The organism is Nocardiopsis sp. CNR-923, assembly GCF_001942255.1.
Classification (GTDB): domain Bacteria; phylum Actinomycetota; class Actinomycetes; order Streptosporangiales; family Streptosporangiaceae; genus Nocardiopsis.
Genome location: NZ_MKKC01000090.1, coordinates 1 through 18,234 on the forward strand (window position 1 = coordinate 1; position 18,234 = coordinate 18,234).

16 protein-coding genes and 5 pseudogenes are annotated in these 18,234 nt (G+C 69.9%); 13 read left to right on the plus strand and 8 right to left on the minus strand.

What is annotated here, in order from left to right; all coding sequences use genetic code 11:
* Nucleotides 1–575 precede the first annotated feature (575 nt).
* On the minus strand, nt 576–1,274 hold the full coding sequence (locus tag BJF83_RS15415; RefSeq protein WP_075926842.1) for a class I SAM-dependent methyltransferase: 699 nt from the start codon (nt 1,272–1,274) through the stop codon (nt 576–578).
* A gap of 125 nt (nt 1,275–1,399) precedes the next feature.
* Between BJF83_RS15415 and BJF83_RS15420 the strand changes: the two genes are divergently transcribed.
* The 4 genes and pseudogenes from BJF83_RS15420 (at nt 1,400) to BJF83_RS15435 (ending at nt 4,377) form a co-directional block, all read left to right on the plus strand.
* Nucleotides 1,400–2,224 (plus strand): SDR family oxidoreductase, encoded by an 825-nt coding sequence (locus tag BJF83_RS15420; protein WP_187347163.1) that lies wholly within the window; start codon nt 1,400–1,402, stop codon nt 2,222–2,224.
* Between the two features lie 112 nt (nt 2,225–2,336).
* Nucleotides 2,337–2,599: pseudogene (locus tag BJF83_RS15425) on the plus strand (phosphoribosyl-ATP diphosphatase).
* Nucleotides 2,600–2,661: 62 nt separating this feature from the next.
* Nucleotides 2,662–3,515 (plus strand): annotated as a pseudogene (gene hisG, locus BJF83_RS15430) (ATP phosphoribosyltransferase).
* An 85-nt stretch (nt 3,516–3,600) separates the two neighbouring features.
* The gene (locus BJF83_RS15435) at nt 3,601–4,377 is read left to right on the plus strand and encodes a spermidine synthase (RefSeq protein ID WP_075926868.1); all 777 of its coding nucleotides are present in this window, start codon (nt 3,601–3,603) and stop codon (nt 4,375–4,377) included.
* A gap of 25 nt (nt 4,378–4,402) precedes the next feature.
* Here BJF83_RS15435 and BJF83_RS15440 read toward each other — a convergent pair whose 3' ends face one another.
* Entirely contained in the window at nt 4,403–4,621 is a 219-nt protein-coding gene (locus BJF83_RS15440; protein ID WP_075926843.1) for an EF-hand domain-containing protein, read from the minus strand.
* Nucleotides 4,622–4,723: 102 nt separating this feature from the next.
* Nucleotides 4,724–5,020, minus strand: coding sequence for a DUF4287 domain-containing protein (locus tag BJF83_RS15445; RefSeq protein ID WP_075926844.1), 297 nt, complete (start codon nt 5,018–5,020; stop codon nt 4,724–4,726).
* Nucleotides 5,021–5,391: 371 nt separating this feature from the next.
* On the opposite strand from BJF83_RS15445, the gene BJF83_RS15450 reads away from it, so the two are divergent.
* From BJF83_RS15450 to BJF83_RS15475, 6 genes are all read left to right on the plus strand, one after another.
* Nucleotides 5,392–6,360 carry a PstS family phosphate ABC transporter substrate-binding protein gene (locus BJF83_RS15450; RefSeq protein ID WP_075926845.1) on the plus strand — a complete coding sequence of 323 codons (969 nt, stop codon included), beginning with the start codon at nt 5,392–5,394 and terminating at the stop codon, nt 6,358–6,360.
* Between the two features lie 28 nt (nt 6,361–6,388).
* Complete coding sequence (gene pstC, locus BJF83_RS15455; RefSeq protein WP_262391574.1) at nt 6,389–7,333, plus strand: phosphate ABC transporter permease subunit PstC; 945 nt, start codon at nt 6,389–6,391, stop codon at nt 7,331–7,333.
* A gap of 13 nt (nt 7,334–7,346) precedes the next feature.
* Nucleotides 7,347–8,294, plus strand: a complete 948-nt coding sequence (gene pstA, locus BJF83_RS15460) for a phosphate ABC transporter permease PstA (RefSeq protein ID WP_075926846.1) — start codon at nt 7,347–7,349, stop codon at nt 8,292–8,294.
* 126 nt (nt 8,295–8,420) lie between these two features.
* Nucleotides 8,421–9,140 carry a response regulator transcription factor gene (locus BJF83_RS15465; protein WP_075926847.1) on the plus strand — a complete coding sequence of 240 codons (720 nt, stop codon included), beginning with the start codon at nt 8,421–8,423 and terminating at the stop codon, nt 9,138–9,140.
* A gap of 111 nt (nt 9,141–9,251) precedes the next feature.
* Entirely contained in the window at nt 9,252–9,584 is a 333-nt protein-coding gene (locus tag BJF83_RS15470) for a putative quinol monooxygenase (protein WP_075926848.1), read from the plus strand.
* Nucleotides 9,585–9,687: 103 nt separating this feature from the next.
* A complete protein-coding gene (locus tag BJF83_RS15475; protein WP_075926849.1) occupies nt 9,688–9,987 on the plus strand; it encodes a hypothetical protein in 300 nt (99 codons plus the stop codon).
* Between the two features lie 29 nt (nt 9,988–10,016).
* On the opposite strand, the gene BJF83_RS15480 is transcribed toward BJF83_RS15475, so the two are convergent.
* From BJF83_RS15480 to trxA, 3 genes and pseudogenes are all read right to left on the minus strand, one after another.
* Complete coding sequence (locus BJF83_RS15480; RefSeq protein WP_075926850.1) at nt 10,017–10,814, minus strand: response regulator transcription factor; 798 nt, start codon at nt 10,812–10,814, stop codon at nt 10,017–10,019.
* A gap of 53 nt (nt 10,815–10,867) precedes the next feature.
* Nucleotides 10,868–11,571, minus strand: a pseudogene (gene pstB, locus BJF83_RS15485) (phosphate ABC transporter ATP-binding protein PstB).
* A gap of 506 nt (nt 11,572–12,077) precedes the next feature.
* Nucleotides 12,078–12,494, minus strand: coding sequence for a thioredoxin (trxA, locus tag BJF83_RS15490; RefSeq protein WP_075926851.1), 417 nt, complete (start codon nt 12,492–12,494; stop codon nt 12,078–12,080).
* A 286-nt stretch (nt 12,495–12,780) separates the two neighbouring features.
* Here trxA and BJF83_RS15495 point away from each other — a divergent pair, with 286 nt between their 5' ends.
* The gene (locus tag BJF83_RS15495; RefSeq protein ID WP_075926852.1) at nt 12,781–13,128 is read left to right on the plus strand and encodes a DUF202 domain-containing protein; all 348 of its coding nucleotides are present in this window, start codon (nt 12,781–12,783) and stop codon (nt 13,126–13,128) included.
* Nucleotides 13,125–13,499, plus strand: a complete 375-nt coding sequence (locus tag BJF83_RS15500) for a DUF202 domain-containing protein (RefSeq protein ID WP_075926853.1) — start codon at nt 13,125–13,127, stop codon at nt 13,497–13,499. Before BJF83_RS15495 ends, BJF83_RS15500 begins: the two co-directional genes overlap by 4 nt.
* Nucleotides 13,500–13,650: 151 nt before the next feature.
* On the opposite strand, the gene BJF83_RS15505 is transcribed toward BJF83_RS15500, so the two are convergent.
* Both BJF83_RS15505 and BJF83_RS15510 read right to left on the minus strand, forming a co-directional pair.
* Complete coding sequence (locus tag BJF83_RS15505) at nt 13,651–14,634, minus strand: NAD(P)-dependent oxidoreductase (RefSeq protein WP_075926854.1); 984 nt, start codon at nt 14,632–14,634, stop codon at nt 13,651–13,653.
* A gap of 147 nt (nt 14,635–14,781) precedes the next feature.
* Nucleotides 14,782–15,493: pseudogene (locus tag BJF83_RS15510) on the minus strand (PIG-L deacetylase family protein).
* A gap of 1,056 nt (nt 15,494–16,549) precedes the next feature.
* Here BJF83_RS15510 and BJF83_RS31140 point away from each other — a divergent pair.
* Nucleotides 16,550–18,158, plus strand: a pseudogene (locus BJF83_RS31140) (glycosyltransferase).
* Nucleotides 18,159–18,234 lie beyond the last annotated feature (76 nt).

The window sequence follows — 18,234 nt, forward strand, 5'->3', positions numbered from 1 at the left end:
GGGGTGTGGGTGGGGGTCAGAGCGCCGTCGTAGTCGCAGGTGATGAGGAGGCGGGGGGTGCGGGCCAGAGCGCTGACCCGCCGCCGCACATCCACGGGCAGGGTCTCGGGGGTCGTGTCGCCGGTCGGGCCGGACAGGCCTGGGACCGTTTCGGCCGCCTGGGTGAGCGTCACGTTGCCTCCTCCATCGGTCTTCGTCGACCTGGGGACGTCGGTGAGATGTGGAATTCCGCGCGCATGGTTCGGGCGCACACCGCAGTGGTGTGAAGACGGTAGAACCCAGGGCTTGTGGCGCGGGATGGGCTTCAGGGGACTTGAATCAGACCTTGGGAATTTTTGGTGTGAACACCGACAGACTGGACATGCAGTCGGCCGGGACAAGGTCGGGTCCTCAAGAAGTCAACGTGAGACTACCCGCGCAACAAGGGTCACCGCGACACCTCATCCGGGCAAATCAGATCACGGTCGGGCGAATCTTGATCGGGTCGCGGTACGGCCCCGCCCCCGGGGCGCCGTGGCGCGGGGGCGGGGCCGCCGGACGACGGGTCCCGGCGTCCACCGGGACGGCCGACGGGTTCAGGCGGGCTTGCGCAGGTGGTGCACCCACGCGGGCGGCACGTTGGCCCACACGCGCTCGGAGCGGATTCCGTAGCGGTCGATCCAGTCCTGCACCAGCCAGCTCGCGCGCGCCTGGCGCAGGTAGTCCTCGCGGCGCGCGATGACCGCCTTGACCTCCTTGGTGTACAGGTAGCCGTAGAAGGACAGCGTCCCGCCCGGCCGCAGCACGGTGAAGTAGTGGTCGAGGATCTCGCCGACCTGCTCCGCCGTGAAGTTGGCGAACGGGAGCCCCGAGATGATCACGTCGTAGGCCTGGTCGGTGCCCATGTCGTTGACGAGCATGGCGTGCACCGTGGCGCGGTCGGCGATGGCGGAGAGCTCGGGATCGCTCCCGAGCAGGTCCTCGACGTGGGCGGCGAACCGCGGGTTGGCCTCCACCAGGTCGGCGGTGTCCTTCGGCCCCATGGCGGCGGCGATGCCGCGGGTGATCGCCCCGGTCCCGGCCCCCGCCTCCAGGATCCGCAGCGCTTGCCCGGGATCGGGGCGCTCGCGCACGTACTCGGCGAGGGCGTCCGCCAGCGCTCTGCTGCTCGGGACGACGGAACCGGTGGCGTGGAAGGTGCGTACCGCCTGGGTGAAGAACAGCTTGGTGTCGCGGAGGCGGTCGTCCAGCCTGAGGGCGGTGAGAGGTCCGGTGGGACTCTGGGGCTCGGCCATACCCGAACGCTAGCGTCTGGCGCGGGCGGACGGGAGGGATCGGCGGGAAGTCCCGGCGGGCGCAACGATCTGTTCCCTCACGGGCCGGGCGGAGCGGACACCTCGGACGGGAGTAGTCTGCCCCCATGAGCGATGCGGACACCGCCCCCCGAGCCGCCCCCCGGACCGCGTTGGTCACCGGAGCCTCCACCGGCATCGGCGAGGAGTTCGCGCGCAGGCTGGCACAGCGCGGTTACGCCCTGGTGCTCGTCGCCCGCCGCGCGACCCTCCTCGACGAACTGGCCGAGGACATCCGGGACTTCTACGGCACCGGCGTCGAGACCCTCCCCGCCGACCTCGGGACCCGCGAAGGCGTGGCGGCCGTCGCGGAGCGCCTGTCCGCCGACGGCGAGGACGGCGGCGCCCCCGTCGACCTCCTCGTCAACAACGCCGGGCGCGGGGACGGCGGCCCGTTCGCCAGCCAGGACCCGGACGAGATCGACGCCATGCTCGACCTCAACGTGCGCGCCGTCCTCCAACTGACCCGTGCCGTCCTGCCCGTCCAGATCGCCCGGCGCGCGGCGGGCGAGACCGCCAGGCTCGGTGTCATCAACGTGTCGTCGCTGGCCGGTGAGCCCCCGGTCAACCCCGGCGGCTCCGTCTACGGCGGCGGCAAGAAGTTCGTCACGTTGTGGAGTGAGAGCGTGGCCGCCGAGGTGCGCGGGAAGGGCGTGCACGTCACCGTGGTCCTGCCCGGGTTCGTCCGTACCGACATGACCCGTGCGGTCCAGGAGAAGGGTCTGCCCGAGTTCGCCTTCGTGCCCAAGCACCAGCTCGTGCGCGACTCCCTGCGGGCCTGGTCCGCCGGGCGGCCCCACGTCGTTCCGGGCATCCAGTACAAGACCGCGGACGGCGTCCTCAGAATGCTGCCGCGCTCGGTCGTGCGCGCCCTGGCCCGGCGGATGGCCTGAGCCCGTGTCCGGAGGTCCTCCGACCACATCGTGAGACATCCGTCTCCGGTTGCGGCGAGGGGCGCGCGGAGCGCCTACGCTGGTAGCGCACTGTCGGTCGAGGAAAGACACCATGAAGACCTTCGAAGAGCTGTTCGCCGAGCTGTCCGAGAAGGCGCGCTCCCGCCCCGAGGGTCCGGGACCGTCGCCCAACTCGACGCCGGTGTCCATGCCATCGGCAAGAAGGTCGTGGAGGAGGCGGCGGAGGTCTGGATGGCCGCCGAGTACGAGTCCGACGACCAGGCGGCCGAAGAGATCTCGCAGCTCCTCTACCACCTCCAGGTTCTGATGCTGGCCAGGGGCCTGCGCCTCCAGGACGTCTACAAGCATCTCTAGCCGGTCTCCGACACCGGCTCACCGGACGTCCCGACACGCCAGAACCGACGAAGGAACCAGCAATGTCCGACCTGTTGCGAATCGCCGTGCCCAACAAGGGCCAACTCTCCGAACCCGCGGTCGAGATGCTGCGCGAAGCCGGGTACCGGCAGCGAAAGAGCACCCGTGACCTGGTCATGGTCGACCCCGACAACGACACCGAGTTCTTCTTCCTGCGCCCCAAGGACATCGCCGTCTACGTGGGCGAGGGCATCCTCCAGGCCGGGATCACCGGCCGGGACATGCTGCTCGACTCCGGCGCCGAGGTCGACGAGGTCCTCGCGCTCGGCTTTGGCGCCTCGACCTTCCGTTTCGCTGCCCCCAACGGCGCGAGCATGACCGTCGCCGACCTCAACGGCAAGCGCATCGCCACGTCCTTCGACGGCCTGCTCCGCTCCTACCTGGACCAGCGGGGCGTCGCGCCCGGGTGATCCACCTGGACGGCGCCGTCGAGAGCTCCGTGCAACTCGGTGTGGCCGACGCCGTCGCCGACGTGGTCTCCACCGGGACAACGCTGCGCCAGGCGGGCATGGAGACCTTCGGAGAGCCGATCCTGGTCTCCGAGGCGGTCGTGATCCGGCCGAGGGGCGCGGTCGAGGACCCGAAGATCGAACGGCTCCTGCGGCGTCTGCGCGGCGTCCTGGTCGCCCGCGACTACGTGATGATGGAGTACGACGTCCACGCCGAGCACCTGGAACCGGCCGTGGCGCTCACCCCGGGCATGGAGGGGCCGACGGTCTCCCCGCTGCACCGGGAGGGCTGGGTCGCGGTCCGCTCGATGGTGCCGCGCAAGGACGCCCAGCGGATCATGGACGACCTGTGGCGGCTCGGAGCCCGGGCCATCCTGGTCACCGACATCTACGCGTGCCGCCTCTGACCGCGCGGGTGCGCGTACTCCGCCGTGGGGCCCGAGCCCGGTTCGGCGCCGGGCCCGGGCCCGCGTCGGAGGGCAGAATATGGGCATGGAGCAACGGAGACCGGAGCAGTCGGCGTACACCGTTCCCGAGGGCGAGACCGTCACCCTGGACCGGGTGACCGGTGAGACCGGCGGTGACCTGGTGCTGCGCAGGGTGGGCGCGCACTACGAGATCTACTCCAACGGCGTGTTCCTCATGGACACCCGCGACGGCGCCTCCGAACGCGAGATGGTGCGGGCCGGCCTCGCCGCGCTGCCCCGGGGGCGTTCGCGTGCCCGCGTGCTGATCGGCGGACTGGGCGTGGGCTTCTCCGTCCGGGAGGCACTCGACCATCCCCGGGTGGCCAGGGTCGACGTGGTCGAACTCGAACCGAGGGTCATCGCCTGGCACGACGGCGAACTCGGCGAGGCCGCCGGACACGTCCACCGCGACCCCCGCTGCCGGGTGCACAACGCCGACATCGTGGCCTGGCTCGACGACGCCCGGGCCGCCGCCGACCCGGTTCGCTACGACGTCATCTGTCTGGACACCGACAACGGGCCCGACTGGACGGTGGTGGAGGGCAACGGCCGACTGTACGAGGACGCCGGGTTGGGCGGGCTCGGTGAGCTGTTGGCCCCGGGCGGGCTGCTGGCCTTCTGGAGCGCGAACGCCGCGCCCGCCTTCGAGGAGGCGCTGTGCGGGCGTTTCGCGTCGGTGGAGGCCATCGAGGTGCCGGTGGCCCGGGGCGGGCCCGACGTCGTCTACCTGGCCGGGGGCCCCGGCGGCCCCCGGCGGCGGACCGACCGCGTCAGCCGGCGAGTCCGGCGAGGAACCCTCTGATGTCGCTGGCCGGGGAGGCGGGGGATCAGTCCCCGTTGTCGGCCATGTAGAGGGCGAACTCCTCCAGCGTGATCAGCCCGTCGCCGTCCCGGTCCATCGCCTCGATCGCGCGCTGGGCCTGTTCCTCGGTGCAGCTGTCCCCCATGCGGTGCATCAGGTCGGCGTACTCCTGGGCGGTGATGCGCCCGTCGCTGTCGGCGTCGACGAACGCGAAGGTCGCGGCGTACTCGTTGGTGTCGGGCATGTGCTTCGGCCTCGCGGGATTCGGGGTCTGGTCCGGCGCAAGGCTATCGGGGAGGGGCCGGTTCGGGAAGGCGGCGCGGCCGGGCGCCCGGCCGCGCGGACCTCACGTGTTCCGGGGGTTGGTCGCCCTGCCGTCGAGCCAGAGTTCGGTCGAGGCGTCCCGGTGGGCACCCGTCGTTCCCACGTGCTTGGCGCTGATGCCCGTGCCCTTCTTGATGACGTGGACCAGGGCCATCGCGTGGCCGCGCCCCAGGCCGTAGTCGTCGGCCAGCCACTGGACGATGGTCCCGGCCTTGACCGACGGGTCGTCGTAGCCCCTTTCCCTGGCGCGGTCGACGATCTCGCGCGGGATCAGGCCGGTCTTGTCCTCGATGGCGTCGAGATAGGCCTGGAACGACATGGGTCCTCCTATGGTCGGGCGGCTTCGATCGCAATATAAGGCCACGTCATGACATTCCAGTCGGTCGAGGCTCGCGTCGGCGTATCGGTGCGTGCGGGTCAACGGAAGGGCAGGAGCGCGCCACGCGGGGCAAAGCGGAAGTCCAAAGATGGTTACCCTCGGTAGTGATATGAATTCTTATTGTGATTCTCCGGCGGGGCCTGGTCCGAATTGAGTCGGCTCCTTCATCTTTCGTTCATCTTTTCTCCCTTCCCTGATCAGTCGGACCGCTTTGCATGGGGAACGTGCTCGGCGGGACACGCCGGGCGGTCCCTGCACCGGGTCGGCGGTTCCCCCCTGTCGGCCGCAAGCAACGAGTCAAGGATTCCCACGTGATCTCTAAGAAGTGGCTTCAGGTCGTCGGCGTGGCCGGAGCGGTTCCGTTCATCCTCACCGCGTGCGGCGGGAACGGCGCCGAGGAAGGCGGCGGTGAGGGCGGTTCGGACCTGTCCGGCACGATCTCGATCGACGGTTCGAGCACCGTCGGCCCCCTCTCCGAGGCCGCCGCCGAGCTGTTCATGGAGGCCAACTCCGACGTCCGCGTCTCGGTCGCCCAGTCCGGCACCGGCGGGGGGTTCGAGAAGTTCTGCAACGGCGAGACGGACATGAACGACGCCTCGCGTGAGATCGGCGAGGACGAGATCGAGGCCTGCGAGGGCAACGGCATCGCGTTCGAGGACGTCCAGGTCGCCAACGACGCCCTGGCCATCGTGGTCAACCCCGAGAACCCGCTCGAATGCATCACCGTCGACCAGGCCAGCCAGATCTGGAACGAGGGATCCACCGTCACCACCTGGGGCGACGTGGACGGCCTCGACGTCGGCGACCTCTCCGACGAGGACATCACCCTCTACGGCCCCGGCTCCTCCTCGGGCACGTTCGACTACTTCACCGAGGCCGTCAACGGTGAGGAGGGCGTGATCCGCAACGACTACACCGACATCGGCGAGGACGACCAGGCCGCCATCGTGGGGGTCGAGGGCGACGCGGGCGCCATGGCCTACATCCCCTACTCCTACTTCACCGAGGCCGGTGACGCCGTCAAGCCGCTGCAGATCGACAACGGCGAGGGCTGTGTCGCGCCCACCCTGGAGAACGTCCAGAACGGCTCTTACGCCCCCCTGGGCCGCGGGCTCTACGTCTACGCCAGCGACGTCGCCCTGGAGCGTCCGGAGGCCGTGGCCTTCATGAACTTCTACATCGAGAACCAGGCCCTGATCTCCGAGGCCGCCGGCTTCGTTCCCCTGACCGAGGAGCAGATGGCCACGAGCACCGAGCAGATCGAGTCCCTCACCAACTGACCGTCCTCGATCCGAGAGCACTCCAGCCATGGCAGACAGCAACATGGCGACCCCTCCGGCCGGCGCTGACCAGCGCCGGCCGTTGGCGGGCGCCGGATCCTCCCACCTGGGTGAGCGGGGCATCAAGCTCTTCCTCGCCCTGTGCGCGGCCTTCTCCATCCTCGTCACGACCGGCATCGTCGTCGCCCTCGTGGTCCCCACGGTGAGCTTCTTCGGACAGATCACCCTCTCCGAGTTCCTCTTCGGCGCCGTCTGGCAGCCCGCGTTCGCGAACCCGTCCTTCGGTGTGCTGCCGATCGTCGTGGGCACGCTGATCGTCGTCGTGACCGCGCTCGCGGTCTCGGTCCCGATCGGTCTCGCCTCCGCGATCTACCTGTCCGAGTACGCCTCGCCGCGCGTGCGCAAGGTGATCAAGCCGGCTCTGGAGGTCCTGGAGGGCATCCCGACCGTCGCGATCGGCCTCTTCGCGTTCTTCTTCATGCGCCCGATCGCGGAGAGCCTGTTCCCGTTCTTCCCCTGGGACACCCCCTTCTCCATCGGTGTCGCGGGCGTGGCCGTGGGCCTCCTCATCGTGCCGCTGGTCGCCTCCGTGGCCGAGGACGCGATGCGGTCGGTGCCCGGCGGCCTCCGCGAGGGCGCCTACGCGCTCGGGGCCAGCAGGATGCGGGTGACCCTGCGCGTGGTGTTCCCGGCCGCGATCTCCGGCATCATCGCCGGTGTCGTGCTCGGCACCTCCCGCGCGATCGGCGAGACGATGGTCGTTCTCATCGCCGCGGGAGCGGGCAACCCGAATCTGACCTTCAACTGGTTCGGCTCCGCCCAGACCATGACCGCCTACATCGGCGGCACCGCGACCGGCGACATCCCGCAGCACGGTCGTCTACGACACGATCTTCGCCGTCGGCACCCTGCTGTTCTCGATGACGCTGGTCATGAACATCATCGCGACCCGTCTGGTCCGCCGCTTCCGTGAGGTGTACGAGTAAATGGTCATCGACAAGGGAAAGCGGCCCCAGAGGCCGCGGTTGGCCGTCGCGGGAGCCCGCGCGGCCACCGAGAGCATCTTCACCCCGTCGTCGCCCGGCGACCGCGTGGCCAACGTGCTCTTCCGCGCCCTGCTGCTGCTCGGCATGGGCTTCGCCCTGCTCGGGTTGGCCGCGATCATCATCTGGTCGTTCATCGAGGGTCTTCCCCGCCTGGACACCCAGCTGGTCACCGAGGGGCCGTCCACCCTCTTCCCGGAGAACGCCGGGTACCGGACGGCGATCCTCGGCACCCTGTGGGTGATCGGCGGCGTCGTGCTGTTCATCGTCCCCGTGGGCGTGGGCGCGGCGGTCTACCTGGAGGAGTACGCGGACAAGAGCCGCTGGTGGAACCGCGTCATCGAGGTGAACATCCAGAACCTGGCGGCCGTGCCGTCGATCGTGTTCGGCATCCTGGGTCTGGCGTTCATCGTGCGCGGGCCGCTCAGCCTCGGGTTCGTCGCCGCCGCCGGTTCGCTCACCCTCTCGCTGCTGGTCCTGCCGACGGTCATCCTCGCCGCGCGCGAGGCGATCAAGGCCGTCCCGAACTCGACGCGTCTGGGTTCGCTCGGTCTCGGCGCGACCCAGTGGCAGACCATCTGGCACCACGTCCTGCCGGGCGCGCTGCCGGGCATCCTGACCGGTGTCATCCTCTCCGTGTCCCGCGCGATCGGCGAGTCCGCGCCGCTGCTGCTCGTCGGCGCGGTCACCTTCGTGACGTTCGACCCGACCTTCTTCGACGGGCAGTACTCGGTGCTGCCGGTCCAGATCTACAACTACGCGGGCCGTCCCCAGGACGAGTTCCGGGTGCTGGCCGCGGCCGGGACCATCCTCATGCTGGCGGTGCTGCTGTCGATGAACTCGTTCGCGATCTGGCTGCGCAACCACTACGAGAAGAAGAACGCGAGGTGACCGGGGTGCCGGAGAGCGCACCCCGGCGGGTCCCCGTGGTCGGCCACGGGGCCGATCGCTCGGTCAGCCCCCGGTCCGGCACCGCCACGGCCGCGTCGGGTTCGTCCCGTTCCAGGAGGGCCGCGTGTGGAGTGTCCGACGCACCTGGAGGGGCGGCCAACGCTGTTGGCGGGAGAGTCGGACCGGCGCGGGGAGTCCGGGCTCCGGGCGCTCCTGGCCGGGGAACCGATCGACGTCCTGTACTGCGACGAGGCGCCCAAGGCCCTGCTGCTCCTCGGGCGGACCTCTCCGGACGCGGTGTTGCTCGGATCGATGGACGGTCCGATCGATCCGTTGGAGTTCCTCCGCATCGTCCGGAGTTCCGACCAGGTGCTGCCCGTGGTCGTGGGCGTACCGACCGGGGACGCGTCCTACGCCGAGACGGCGCGGTCCCTCGGGGCGACGCGCACGGTGGAGCGGCCCTACCGCTCCGACACCCTGCTGCCCGTCCTGCGGTCGCTGCTGCGGGGGCCGGGACGCGGTCCCCGGGACGCGAGCGCCGTCGACCTGGGGAGGCTGAGGGTCGACGGCGAGGCCCCGGCGTTCCGGCTCGACGGAAGGCTCGTGGCGCTGCCGCCCACGGAGTACCTGCTGCTGCGGCACCTGGCGCGCAACGTGGACTCGGTGGTGTCCCGACGTGAGTTGATCCGCGCCGCATGGGCGGGGGACGCGCCGGTGCGCACCAACACGCTCAACGTGCACATCATGCGGCTGCGCAGACGGCTGGGGGACGACCGCGCGCGGCCGAGGTGGATCAGCACGGTGCACGGGGTGGGGTACCGGCTGACCGTCCCGGAGGACCTGTGACGAGCTCCTCGCCGCGCGGGGGTCGCGTCCGGCAGAATATGGGGTGACGGAGCGTCGGATGAGGGTCCGATCCGACGCGCACGAGCGCGCCGACAGCGAAGCGAGAGCCCGTTGATCTTCATCACCGCAAGGTTCACCGTCCGGCCCGAGCGCGCCGACACCTGGCTCGACCTCACCCGCTCCTTCACCGAGGCCACCCGTGCCGAGCCGGGCAACCTCTTCTTCGAGTGGTCCCGCTCGGTCGACGAGGACGACGTCTTCTACCTGGTCGAGGCCTTCGCCGACAGTGAGGCCGGGCGTGCGCACGTGGAGTCGCCGCACTTCGCGAAGGCGATGGACGACATGTCCTACGCCGTCGCGGCGCGGCCCTCGATCGTCTCCACCGAGATCCCCGGCATGTCCGGCTGGGGTGAGATGGGTGAGATCGTTCCCCGCGACGCCTGATCGAGACGTCACGGCGCTCTCCCGGCGTGGTCGCCTGCCCTCTTCTTACGGAGTGCTTATCTCGGCGGGATAACAAGAAGGGAGAACCTACGGAGAGTGAGCGATGTTCGACGACGTGATCGAGTGGTTCAAGGGTCTCTTCGGCGGAGCCGCCGAGGAGATGGCCCAGGGAGCGTCCGAGACGGTGGACGGCGCCGCCGAGTCGGCCCAGGCCTACGGCGAGGGGGCCGTGGGGGGTGCGACCGAGGCGGCTCAGAACCACGGTGAGGAGGCCCTCGGAGGGGCGTCCGAGACCGCGCAGGGGTTCCAGGACCAGGCCGACGCCGTGGGCGGGATCGTGGAGGATCCGGGTGGCGCCGCCGCCGACGCGGCCACGGACCACCTCTACGGCGACGGTCGCTGAGATCTGGGCGGAACGGACGCGGGGCCCGCTCAGGGCGCGGAGGTGTCCAGGCGGTAGCCGATCCCGCGCACCGTGTGGATGAACCGCGGCTGGGACTCGGAGTCACCGAGCTTGTGGCGCAGGCGTCGGATGTGCACGGCGATCGTGTTGTTCACCGGAGGCAGCGGCTTGTGCCACACCTCGGCCCACAGCTCCTCGCGGCTCACCACGCGTCCACTGTGCCGCATGAGGAAGTCAATGATCCCGAACTCCCGCAGCGCCAGGTTGACCGGGTCGCCGTCCACGAACAGCCGGTGGCCCAGGGCGTCGAGCTCCAGCGCCCCCGACCGCAGCGCGACGGGGTGCTGGACCCCGTCGATCGGCGTCGGCGCGCCGCCCGCGGGCAGAGAACCGCGCAGCAGCGCGGAGAGTTCGGGGATCCGGTAGGGGCGGTTCACACAGGCCGTCGCCCCGGCCGCCAGTGCCCGCATGGCGCGCTGGGAGTCGCCCGGCCCGACCCCGATGAGGATGGGGGCGTCGGTCGCGCGACGGGTGACCCGAACGAGCGTATCCAGGTCGATCTCGGGGGGATCGGCGCTGGTCACGAGGGTGTCCGGTCGGACCATGCCGATCCGGAGCAGGGCCTCGGCCCCGTCCACGCAGACGGTGATGTCCATGTCGTGCCCGCTGAGCGACAGCACCAGCTGGTGGGACTGCTCCGACTCCGGTTCGATCAGCAGGACGCGCAGCGGCCCCTCGGACCGTTCACCGCCGGGCTCCACCCGCTCCTCCTCGTCCGGCGAGCCCGGGGGCTGGGGGACCGAGGCGGAGGGGCTGAGCGCGGGCATGGGCGTTCCACTTCGTCGAAGGGGAGTGAGGGACGGGACGTGTCGCGCGTGGCCTACCCGAAGCGGCCGGAGATGTAGTCCTCGGTGCGCTTGTCGGAGGGCTTGCTGAAGATCGTGGCCGTCTCGTCGTACTCGACCAGGCTGCCGAACCGGTCGCCGTTCTCGTCGACACCGGCGGTGAAGAACGCGGTGCGGTCGGAGACGCGCGCCGCCTGCTGCATGTTGTGGGTGACGATGACGATGGTGAACTCGTCGGCGAGCTCGTACATCAGGTCTTCGATCTTGAGGGTCGCGATGGGGTCGAGCGCCGAGCACGGCTCGTCCATCAGGATCACCTCGGGGTTGACCGCGATGGCGCGCGCGATGCACAGCCGCTGCTGCTGACCGCCGGAGAGAGCGAACGCGCTCTGCCTGAGCTTGTCCTTGACCTCGTCCCACAGCGCGGCCTTGACCAGCGACTCCTCGACGATGTCGTCCAGGCCGCCGCGCACGCCTTGATGCGGGGGCCGAAGGCGACGTTGTCGTAGATCGACTTGGGGAACGGGTTCGGCTTCTGGAAGACCATGCCGATCCGGCGTCGGACCTCGATCGGGTCGACGGCGGGGTCGTAGAGGTCCTCGCCGTGGTAGGCCACCTGGCCCTCGACGCGGGCCCCGGGGATGAGGTCGTTCATCCGGTTCAGCGTCCGCAGCACGGTGCTCTTGCCGCAACCGGAGGGGCCGATCATCGCGGTGATCTGGCGCGGTCCGACCTTCATGTTCACATCGCGGACGGCCTTGTTGTCGCCGTAGTGGACGGAGAGGCCGCTGACGTCGAAAACGGGCTCGTCGAGACCGGGCACCTCCCGGTTGTACCGGACGGTGTCGGGGGCGACGCCGCGGCCGGACTCGGCGCCGCGGGCGGTCGCGGTGTTGCTGACAGACATGGGGCCACTTCCGGATGGAGGTTACGCGGTCGATGAGGGGCGAATCCCGCGGAGCGCGGTCTCACCCATGCAAAGGTGTCCGGATGAAGTGGAGGTGAACGAACCTCGTGGCCAAGGTGAACGTGGGCGGTGAACTCTGGACACGGTGGGTGTCACCCTTGCTTGACGGACGCGCCGTGGGGGCGCGGTTGCCACCTTCCGTGACCGCCCGGAAGCGATGGTGCCGGTGACCTGGTGGGCGTGGTGGGTGAACGGCGGGGTGACGCGGGACGGCCGCCGCCCCGGGGCGGCGGCGGTGGCGGCGCCCCGGGGCGGTCGTCGGTCCGGTGGCGCGGGGGTCAGCCCTGGGCGCCCTGGCCGTCGCTCTCGGTCCGGGGCCGGCCGTCGTCCTCCTGGGTGGTCTGCTCGGCGATCTTCGCGCGGACCTCGTCCATGTCCAGCTCCCGGGCCTGGCTGATCAGGCTGTCCAGGGCGTCGGCCGGGAGCGCGCCGGGCTCGTTGTAGATGACCGTGCGGTCGCGGACGACCATCAGCGTCGGGATGGACTGGATGTTGAACTCGTAGGCGAGTTCGCGCTCGGCCTCGGTGTCCACCTTGGCGTGCACGATGTCGGAGTGCTTGTCCGAGGACTTCTCGAACACCGGGGCGAACTGGCGGCAGGGGCCGCACCAGTCGGCCCAGAAGTCGATGAGGACGAACTCGTTGTCCTGCAGGGTGTCGGCGAAGTTGTCCTTGGTGAGTTCGACGGTGGGCACGGGGTCTCCTGGAGTCTGATCGTCGTCTGGTGGTCGACCTGTGGCCAACTGCCATCCTCTTGCAGTGCTACAGCAGTGGTGTCCGCTCGTTTGTTCCACGGCTCGGCGGGGCGCGTCAACGGTGTCGCCGATGGGCGATTTCCGGCACAACACGCATTACATACCTGTTTGGGAGGACGGACACGCTGGGGCTAGGGTCTGCTCAAGGGACACGGTCCCATTGTCGTGACCGGATCGCGAACCGTGGTCCGAACGAGCGAGATTCCAGAGGTCGACGGGGGGACGGATGAGTGCCGACGCATCCGGGGAGCGCGCCCCGGTCGACTACCGCTTCACCCTTGCCAACGAGCGCACGTTCCTCGCCTGGCTCCGGACCGCCCTGGCCCTCCTCGCGGGCGCCGTCGCGGTGCTTCACCTGCTGCCGCTCGACTGGAGCGATGCCCTGCGCATGACGGTCGGACTCACGCTCACGGTCCTGGCCGGGGTCATCACCGTGTACGCGCCCCTGCGCTGGTACCACGTGCAGAAGGTCATGAGCCGTGGGCGGACGCTGCGGTTGAGCCTGCTGCCGGTGGTGACGACGTTCGCGATCTTCGCGGTGTGCGTCGTGATCCTCTGGGGGAACCTGCGTTGACCGCCGCGGATGAGGAGGACCGAGCCCCGGGCCTTCAGCCCGAGCGCACGTTGCTGTCCTGGCAGCGCACTCTGATCCTGGTCGTCGTCGTGGGCGTCCTGTACATGCGCGGCTCGTTGGTGGGGGCCGAACCGGACCTGCCGGTGGCGCCGCCGATCGTCCGCTTCGCGACGCTCATCTTCCTGCTGCTCATGTGCTGCGTTCTCGGACTGCACCTGTGGTACCGCTGGCGACGGACCGGGCGGGGCCTGTGCGACCCCGTGACCGGGCGGCCGCCGCTCACCGTGGCCCGTCCGTGGGCGCTGGTGCTGCTCTGCGTCGGCGTCCTCGGTCTCAGCGTCGTCCTCGTGCTGCCGGTTCTCCGGGCCTGACCCGGGGGCTGGGGGATGAGTCCGGGGCCGTCCCGGGCGGGCGGGACGGGTGGAGCATGCCCTGGGCGGGCGGAGTGCGGGGGCCCGGTGGCCGTGTCCCTCCCTCCCACGGAAACGGGGGCACACCGGGGCCGTCGACGTCCGCCCCGTGCTAGGCGGGCGTGGGAACGGACTGGATCGATCGGCGGTGCTCGACGAGCGACTGGATGATGTCGTTGAGGTCACGTGTGGGCTCGAAGCCGATCAGCCGTGCGGCCAGCGAGGTGTCGGGATAGCGGCGCTGCATGTCCTCGTACCCCTCGCCGTAGGCCTGCTCGTAGTCCACGTAGGTGATCGAGCTGGTGGAACCGGTCAGCGCGATCACGCGGTCGGCGAGCCCCTTGATCGAGACCTCCTCGCGTCCGCCCAGGTTGACCGCGCGGTTGTGCGCCTCCGGTGTCTCCATCAGCCGCGTCATCGCGGGCACGACGTCGAAGACCGAGCCGAAGCAGCGCCGCTGCGTGCCCGTGCCGTACACGGTGATGGGCGCACCGTTGAGCGCCTGGTCGACGAAGCGCGGGACGACCATGCCGTACCGTCCGGTCTGGCGCGGTCCGACCACGTTGAAGAACCGCGTGATGACGCAGGGGACGCCGGACTCGACGCCGTGGACGTAGGCGACCAACTCGTCCAGACCCTTGGCGGCCGCGTACGACCACCGGCTCTTGGTCGGCGACCCGTAGACGCGGTCGTCGTCCTCGGTGAGGCCGTCGGCGTCGTTCTTGCCGTACACCTCGCTGGTGGAGGCGACCATGTACGGCACCTGGTGTGCCACGGCGGCCTCCACCACGTTCTCCGTGCCGTGCAGGTTGGTGCGCAGCGACCGGAGCGGGCTGTCCACGATCGTGTGGACGCCGACCGCCGCGGCGAGGTGGTAGACGGCGTCGGACTCGGCCACGAGGGCGTCGACGAGGTCGCGGTCGAGGATGTCGCCGTGGACGAACCGGAAGCCGGGGGCCCGTTCGGCGTGGGAGAGGTTGTCGATGGAGCCGGTGGACAGATCGTCCAGAACGGTGACCTCGTGGCCGCGCGCGACCAGGTGGTCGCACAGGTGGGAGCCGATGAAACCGGCGCCGCCGGTAACGAGGGTCTTCACTGTTTTCCTCCACTGTGGTTGAGGCGCCCCGCGTTCGACGGGGCACGGACACGTACGGGACCGGTGGGGTGGTCCTTGGAGCCCGGCGTCGGGCCGGGGCGGGGCGGTGCGGGGACGGGCGTGTCGCGGGGCGGCACACCCGGTGGATCAGGCGTGCTGGCGTAGGACGTGGAACCCCTCCGCGAGCGCGACGCCGGCCTGCATGCCCCGCAGGACGGCCAGGGCGCGCAGGGTCGTCGCCGAGCGGGTGTGCGGGTGGGGGTGGCTCTGCGACCCGTAGGCCGCCATCGCGTGGATCTTGGCCTCCAGAGCCGTCTCGTCCAGGGCGACGAGGAGGGAGGGCGGGGCGACCGCGTCCGTGCGCCACTGGTCGGCGGCCTCCTCGTAGGCGAGGACCAGGCGGGGGTGGTGGCGCAGGGCGGCGTTGGAGGGGCGCAACGCGGTGTGGGCGGCCTCGGCGACCGCGCGGTGGTCCTGGTTGTAGCTGGTGTGGTGGGGGGCGACCACGACCGTGGGGCGCAGGCGGGCGATGGAGATCGGGCTCTCGTGCTCGATCACCTGCGCGAGTCGCAGCCGACCGACGAGGTCGAGCCGGAGGTGGTACTCGTCGCCGGGCAGGGCCATGTGCCAGTCATCCCAGCGGAAGTGGTCGCACACGGCCTTGATCTCGGCGAAGCGCTCCTCGGCGGTGGAGAAGCTTCGGGGAGTGGTCGACGGTGTCGCCGACCGTCATGAACTGCACGAAGACCTCGGCCCCGGCGTCCTTGGCCTTGCTCATGAGGCCACCGCAGCCAAGGGTCTCGTCGTCGGGGTGGGGTGCGAGGACCAGGATGCGCTCCTGGGACCAGTCCGTCTTCATGCCAGTTTCCCGTCCTTTACCGAGATGTGCGTGTGGGGGATTCCGGTCGTCCGGGACCGCCGAGGGCGAGACCGGAGCGGAGAGCGGGACCCGTGGGCGGTGTGGTGGCCGCATTGGTCGTGGTGGTCATGAGGGAGAGGCGGGGTTCCATGTGCGGTGCGGGCCTCGGGGCGCATGAGGTGTGGGCGAGTGCTGGGGTGTTCGAATCACGGTTGGTCGAGCCGCGGGAGGGGCGGCGACGTTCCTCCGGTCGGCGGCCGGTGTGGGCGGTGGAGTGCTGGGTCCGTGGCCGCGCCCGTGGGCCGGAGTAGGACCGGATGCGGAGATTCGTCCCACTTTTCTGCGAACACGCGTACGTCTTCGATGTGTTTCTTTCCTCGCGGCGGTGCACTGTGGCGCCTGTGTTCCGTGTGGCCGTGGTGAGGCCTGATTCTCCATTGTGGTGAGTTACCGGAAGTCGTGTCCGGTATGGGGTTATTCCGCATTGTCGAGGCGGTCATCCCTGAGGGATTCCCGGTATCTACTACGTGTTTTCGGTTATGTCGGAGTGGCCCTTCGAACTGATCCGAACGCGGTGCTGACTCAGGCTCCGGGAAACGGTCGGCGCGGACGAATCCGGTGCCCCCGCCGCCCGGCGGGGGCGGGACGTGGCTCCGGGGCCGCCGCTCCGCCGTGCCCGGGGCCCGGTGATCGTGCCTGGTGGGTTCTGGTGCCACGATGCCGGAGTTCGGGAGTACGGGGCCCGGTGCGGCCGATGTGGTCGGTACGTCGCCGATCACGTCTGGCGTTCTCCTTGTCTCCTCGTGTCACCGTCCGCGAGGTTTTCCGGTGCTCCGGGCAGCCTCGAACACGCCGGAGAGGGCTCGCCCCCCCGGCCGTCATCACAAATATCCTCTAATGGGTACCACCTCACGCAAGCCCGTGGATACGATTTGCGTGGCCTACATAGGACGCGAATCTGGGTGAACCCATCGGAGTCGCAGAGCGTCAATCTAACACCGACTTTGCGGTTAATGTCGGTCCGAAAACCAGTGACTTCCGGAGGGTCCCAGGATTGTGGGTATCGTACGTTTCATCGGAGGCCTGCTGGCGGGGTTGGTCGCCCTCGTCCTGGCAGCGGCACTGTTCGTCTACTGGTTCGACTTCGCGACGGCCGCGGCCGATGAGGCCGGCGGCGGTGTGGTCGCCTACGCGTTCCTGTGGCTGGCGTTCGGCGCGAACCTCCTGTGGTGGAGCGCCGTAGGGGTCCTGCGGCTGGGTGAGGGCTCGGTCCGGGCCGTGGCCGGGCGCGGGCCCCGGTCGCGGAGGCGGCAAATGACCGGGGGAACCGAGCACGAACGCGTCCTGGTCCTCGCCGGCGCCGCCGAGTCCGGCGCGGAAGTGACCTCGGGGGCGGGCACGGCGCTGGACACGATCGATCCGCCCGTCGGGGAGGAGACCGCGCGCGTCCGGACGGCGCCTCGCCGGACGGGCTGGTGCACACGAGCGGCGGCGCGGTGACGCGGGCCGGATCCGAGGAGTCCGACGAGCCGCGTGACGCGCGCATCGCCGTCATCATCCCGGCGCACAACGAGGAGCCGGTGATCGCCGGCGCGATCGAATCGGCGCTGCGGCTCTTCGACCGCTGGGACGTGTACGTCGTCTCGGACTCGTCCAAGGACGCCACTGCCGAGATCGCCGCGCGGACCGGTGTGAACGTCCTCGAACTGCTCACCAACCGAGGCAAGGCGGGTGCCCTGGAGGCGGTGATCGAGGAGTTCGCCCTCACCGAGAACTACGACGGCGTGCTCATCCTCGACGCCGACACCGAACTGGACGCCGGGTACGTGGAGGGGGCCAAACGCCAGCTCAGGGATCCGGACGTGGCGGCCGTCGCCGGGTTCGTGGTCTCGGAGTGGAAGCCGGGCGAGCGCACGTTCGTGGGACGGCTGATCTCGGTCTACCGGGACCGCCTGTACTTCATGCTCCAGTACTTCATGCGGTTCGGGCAGACCTGGCGGCACTCCAACACGTCGTTCATCGTCCCGGGCTTCGCCAGCGTCTACCGCAGCAGCGCCCTGCGGGAGATCGAGATCAACCCCAAGGGCTGGTGATCGAGGACTTCAACATGACCTTCGAACTCCAGCGCAAGCGCCTCGGCCGGATCTCGATGCGCCCCGACACCCGCGCCTACAGCCAGGACCCGTTCACCCTGCGGGACTACTCGAAGCAGGTGGGGCGGTGGACGCTGGGGTTCTGGCAGACCATCCGCCGCCACGGGGTGTGGCCCAGCGCGTTCTGGCTGTTCCTCGCTCCGTACCTGCTGGAGGTCGTGCTGGTCTCCGCCGTGCTGTTGGCCACGTCGGCGCTCGGACTGTTCGTCCTGGCCGGTGCGGTCGGCGGTGAGCCGGTGCTGAGCATCCCGTTCTACGGGGAGGGAGTCACCGCGGTGACCGCGTTCCTGCCGCCGACGGCACTGCTGGTCGGGCTGTTCGTCCCCGACTACGCGCTCACGTGCGTGCTGGCGATGGTCCGGAGGCGGCCGTCCTACCTGTTCTACGGGCTGTTCTTCCTGCCGATGCGGCTGATCGACGCCTACCTGGCGTTGCGCATGATCCCCCGGGCGTGGACGGCCAGTTCCGACGGTCGGTGGCGCAGTCCCGTGCGGGTGTCGAACCGGCCCTGAGCGGCCGGGGACCGCACCGCCTCGCCCACCCCGGCGCGGGGCGGTGCCGGACGGCGTTTAGCCTCGGGGAGGAGCC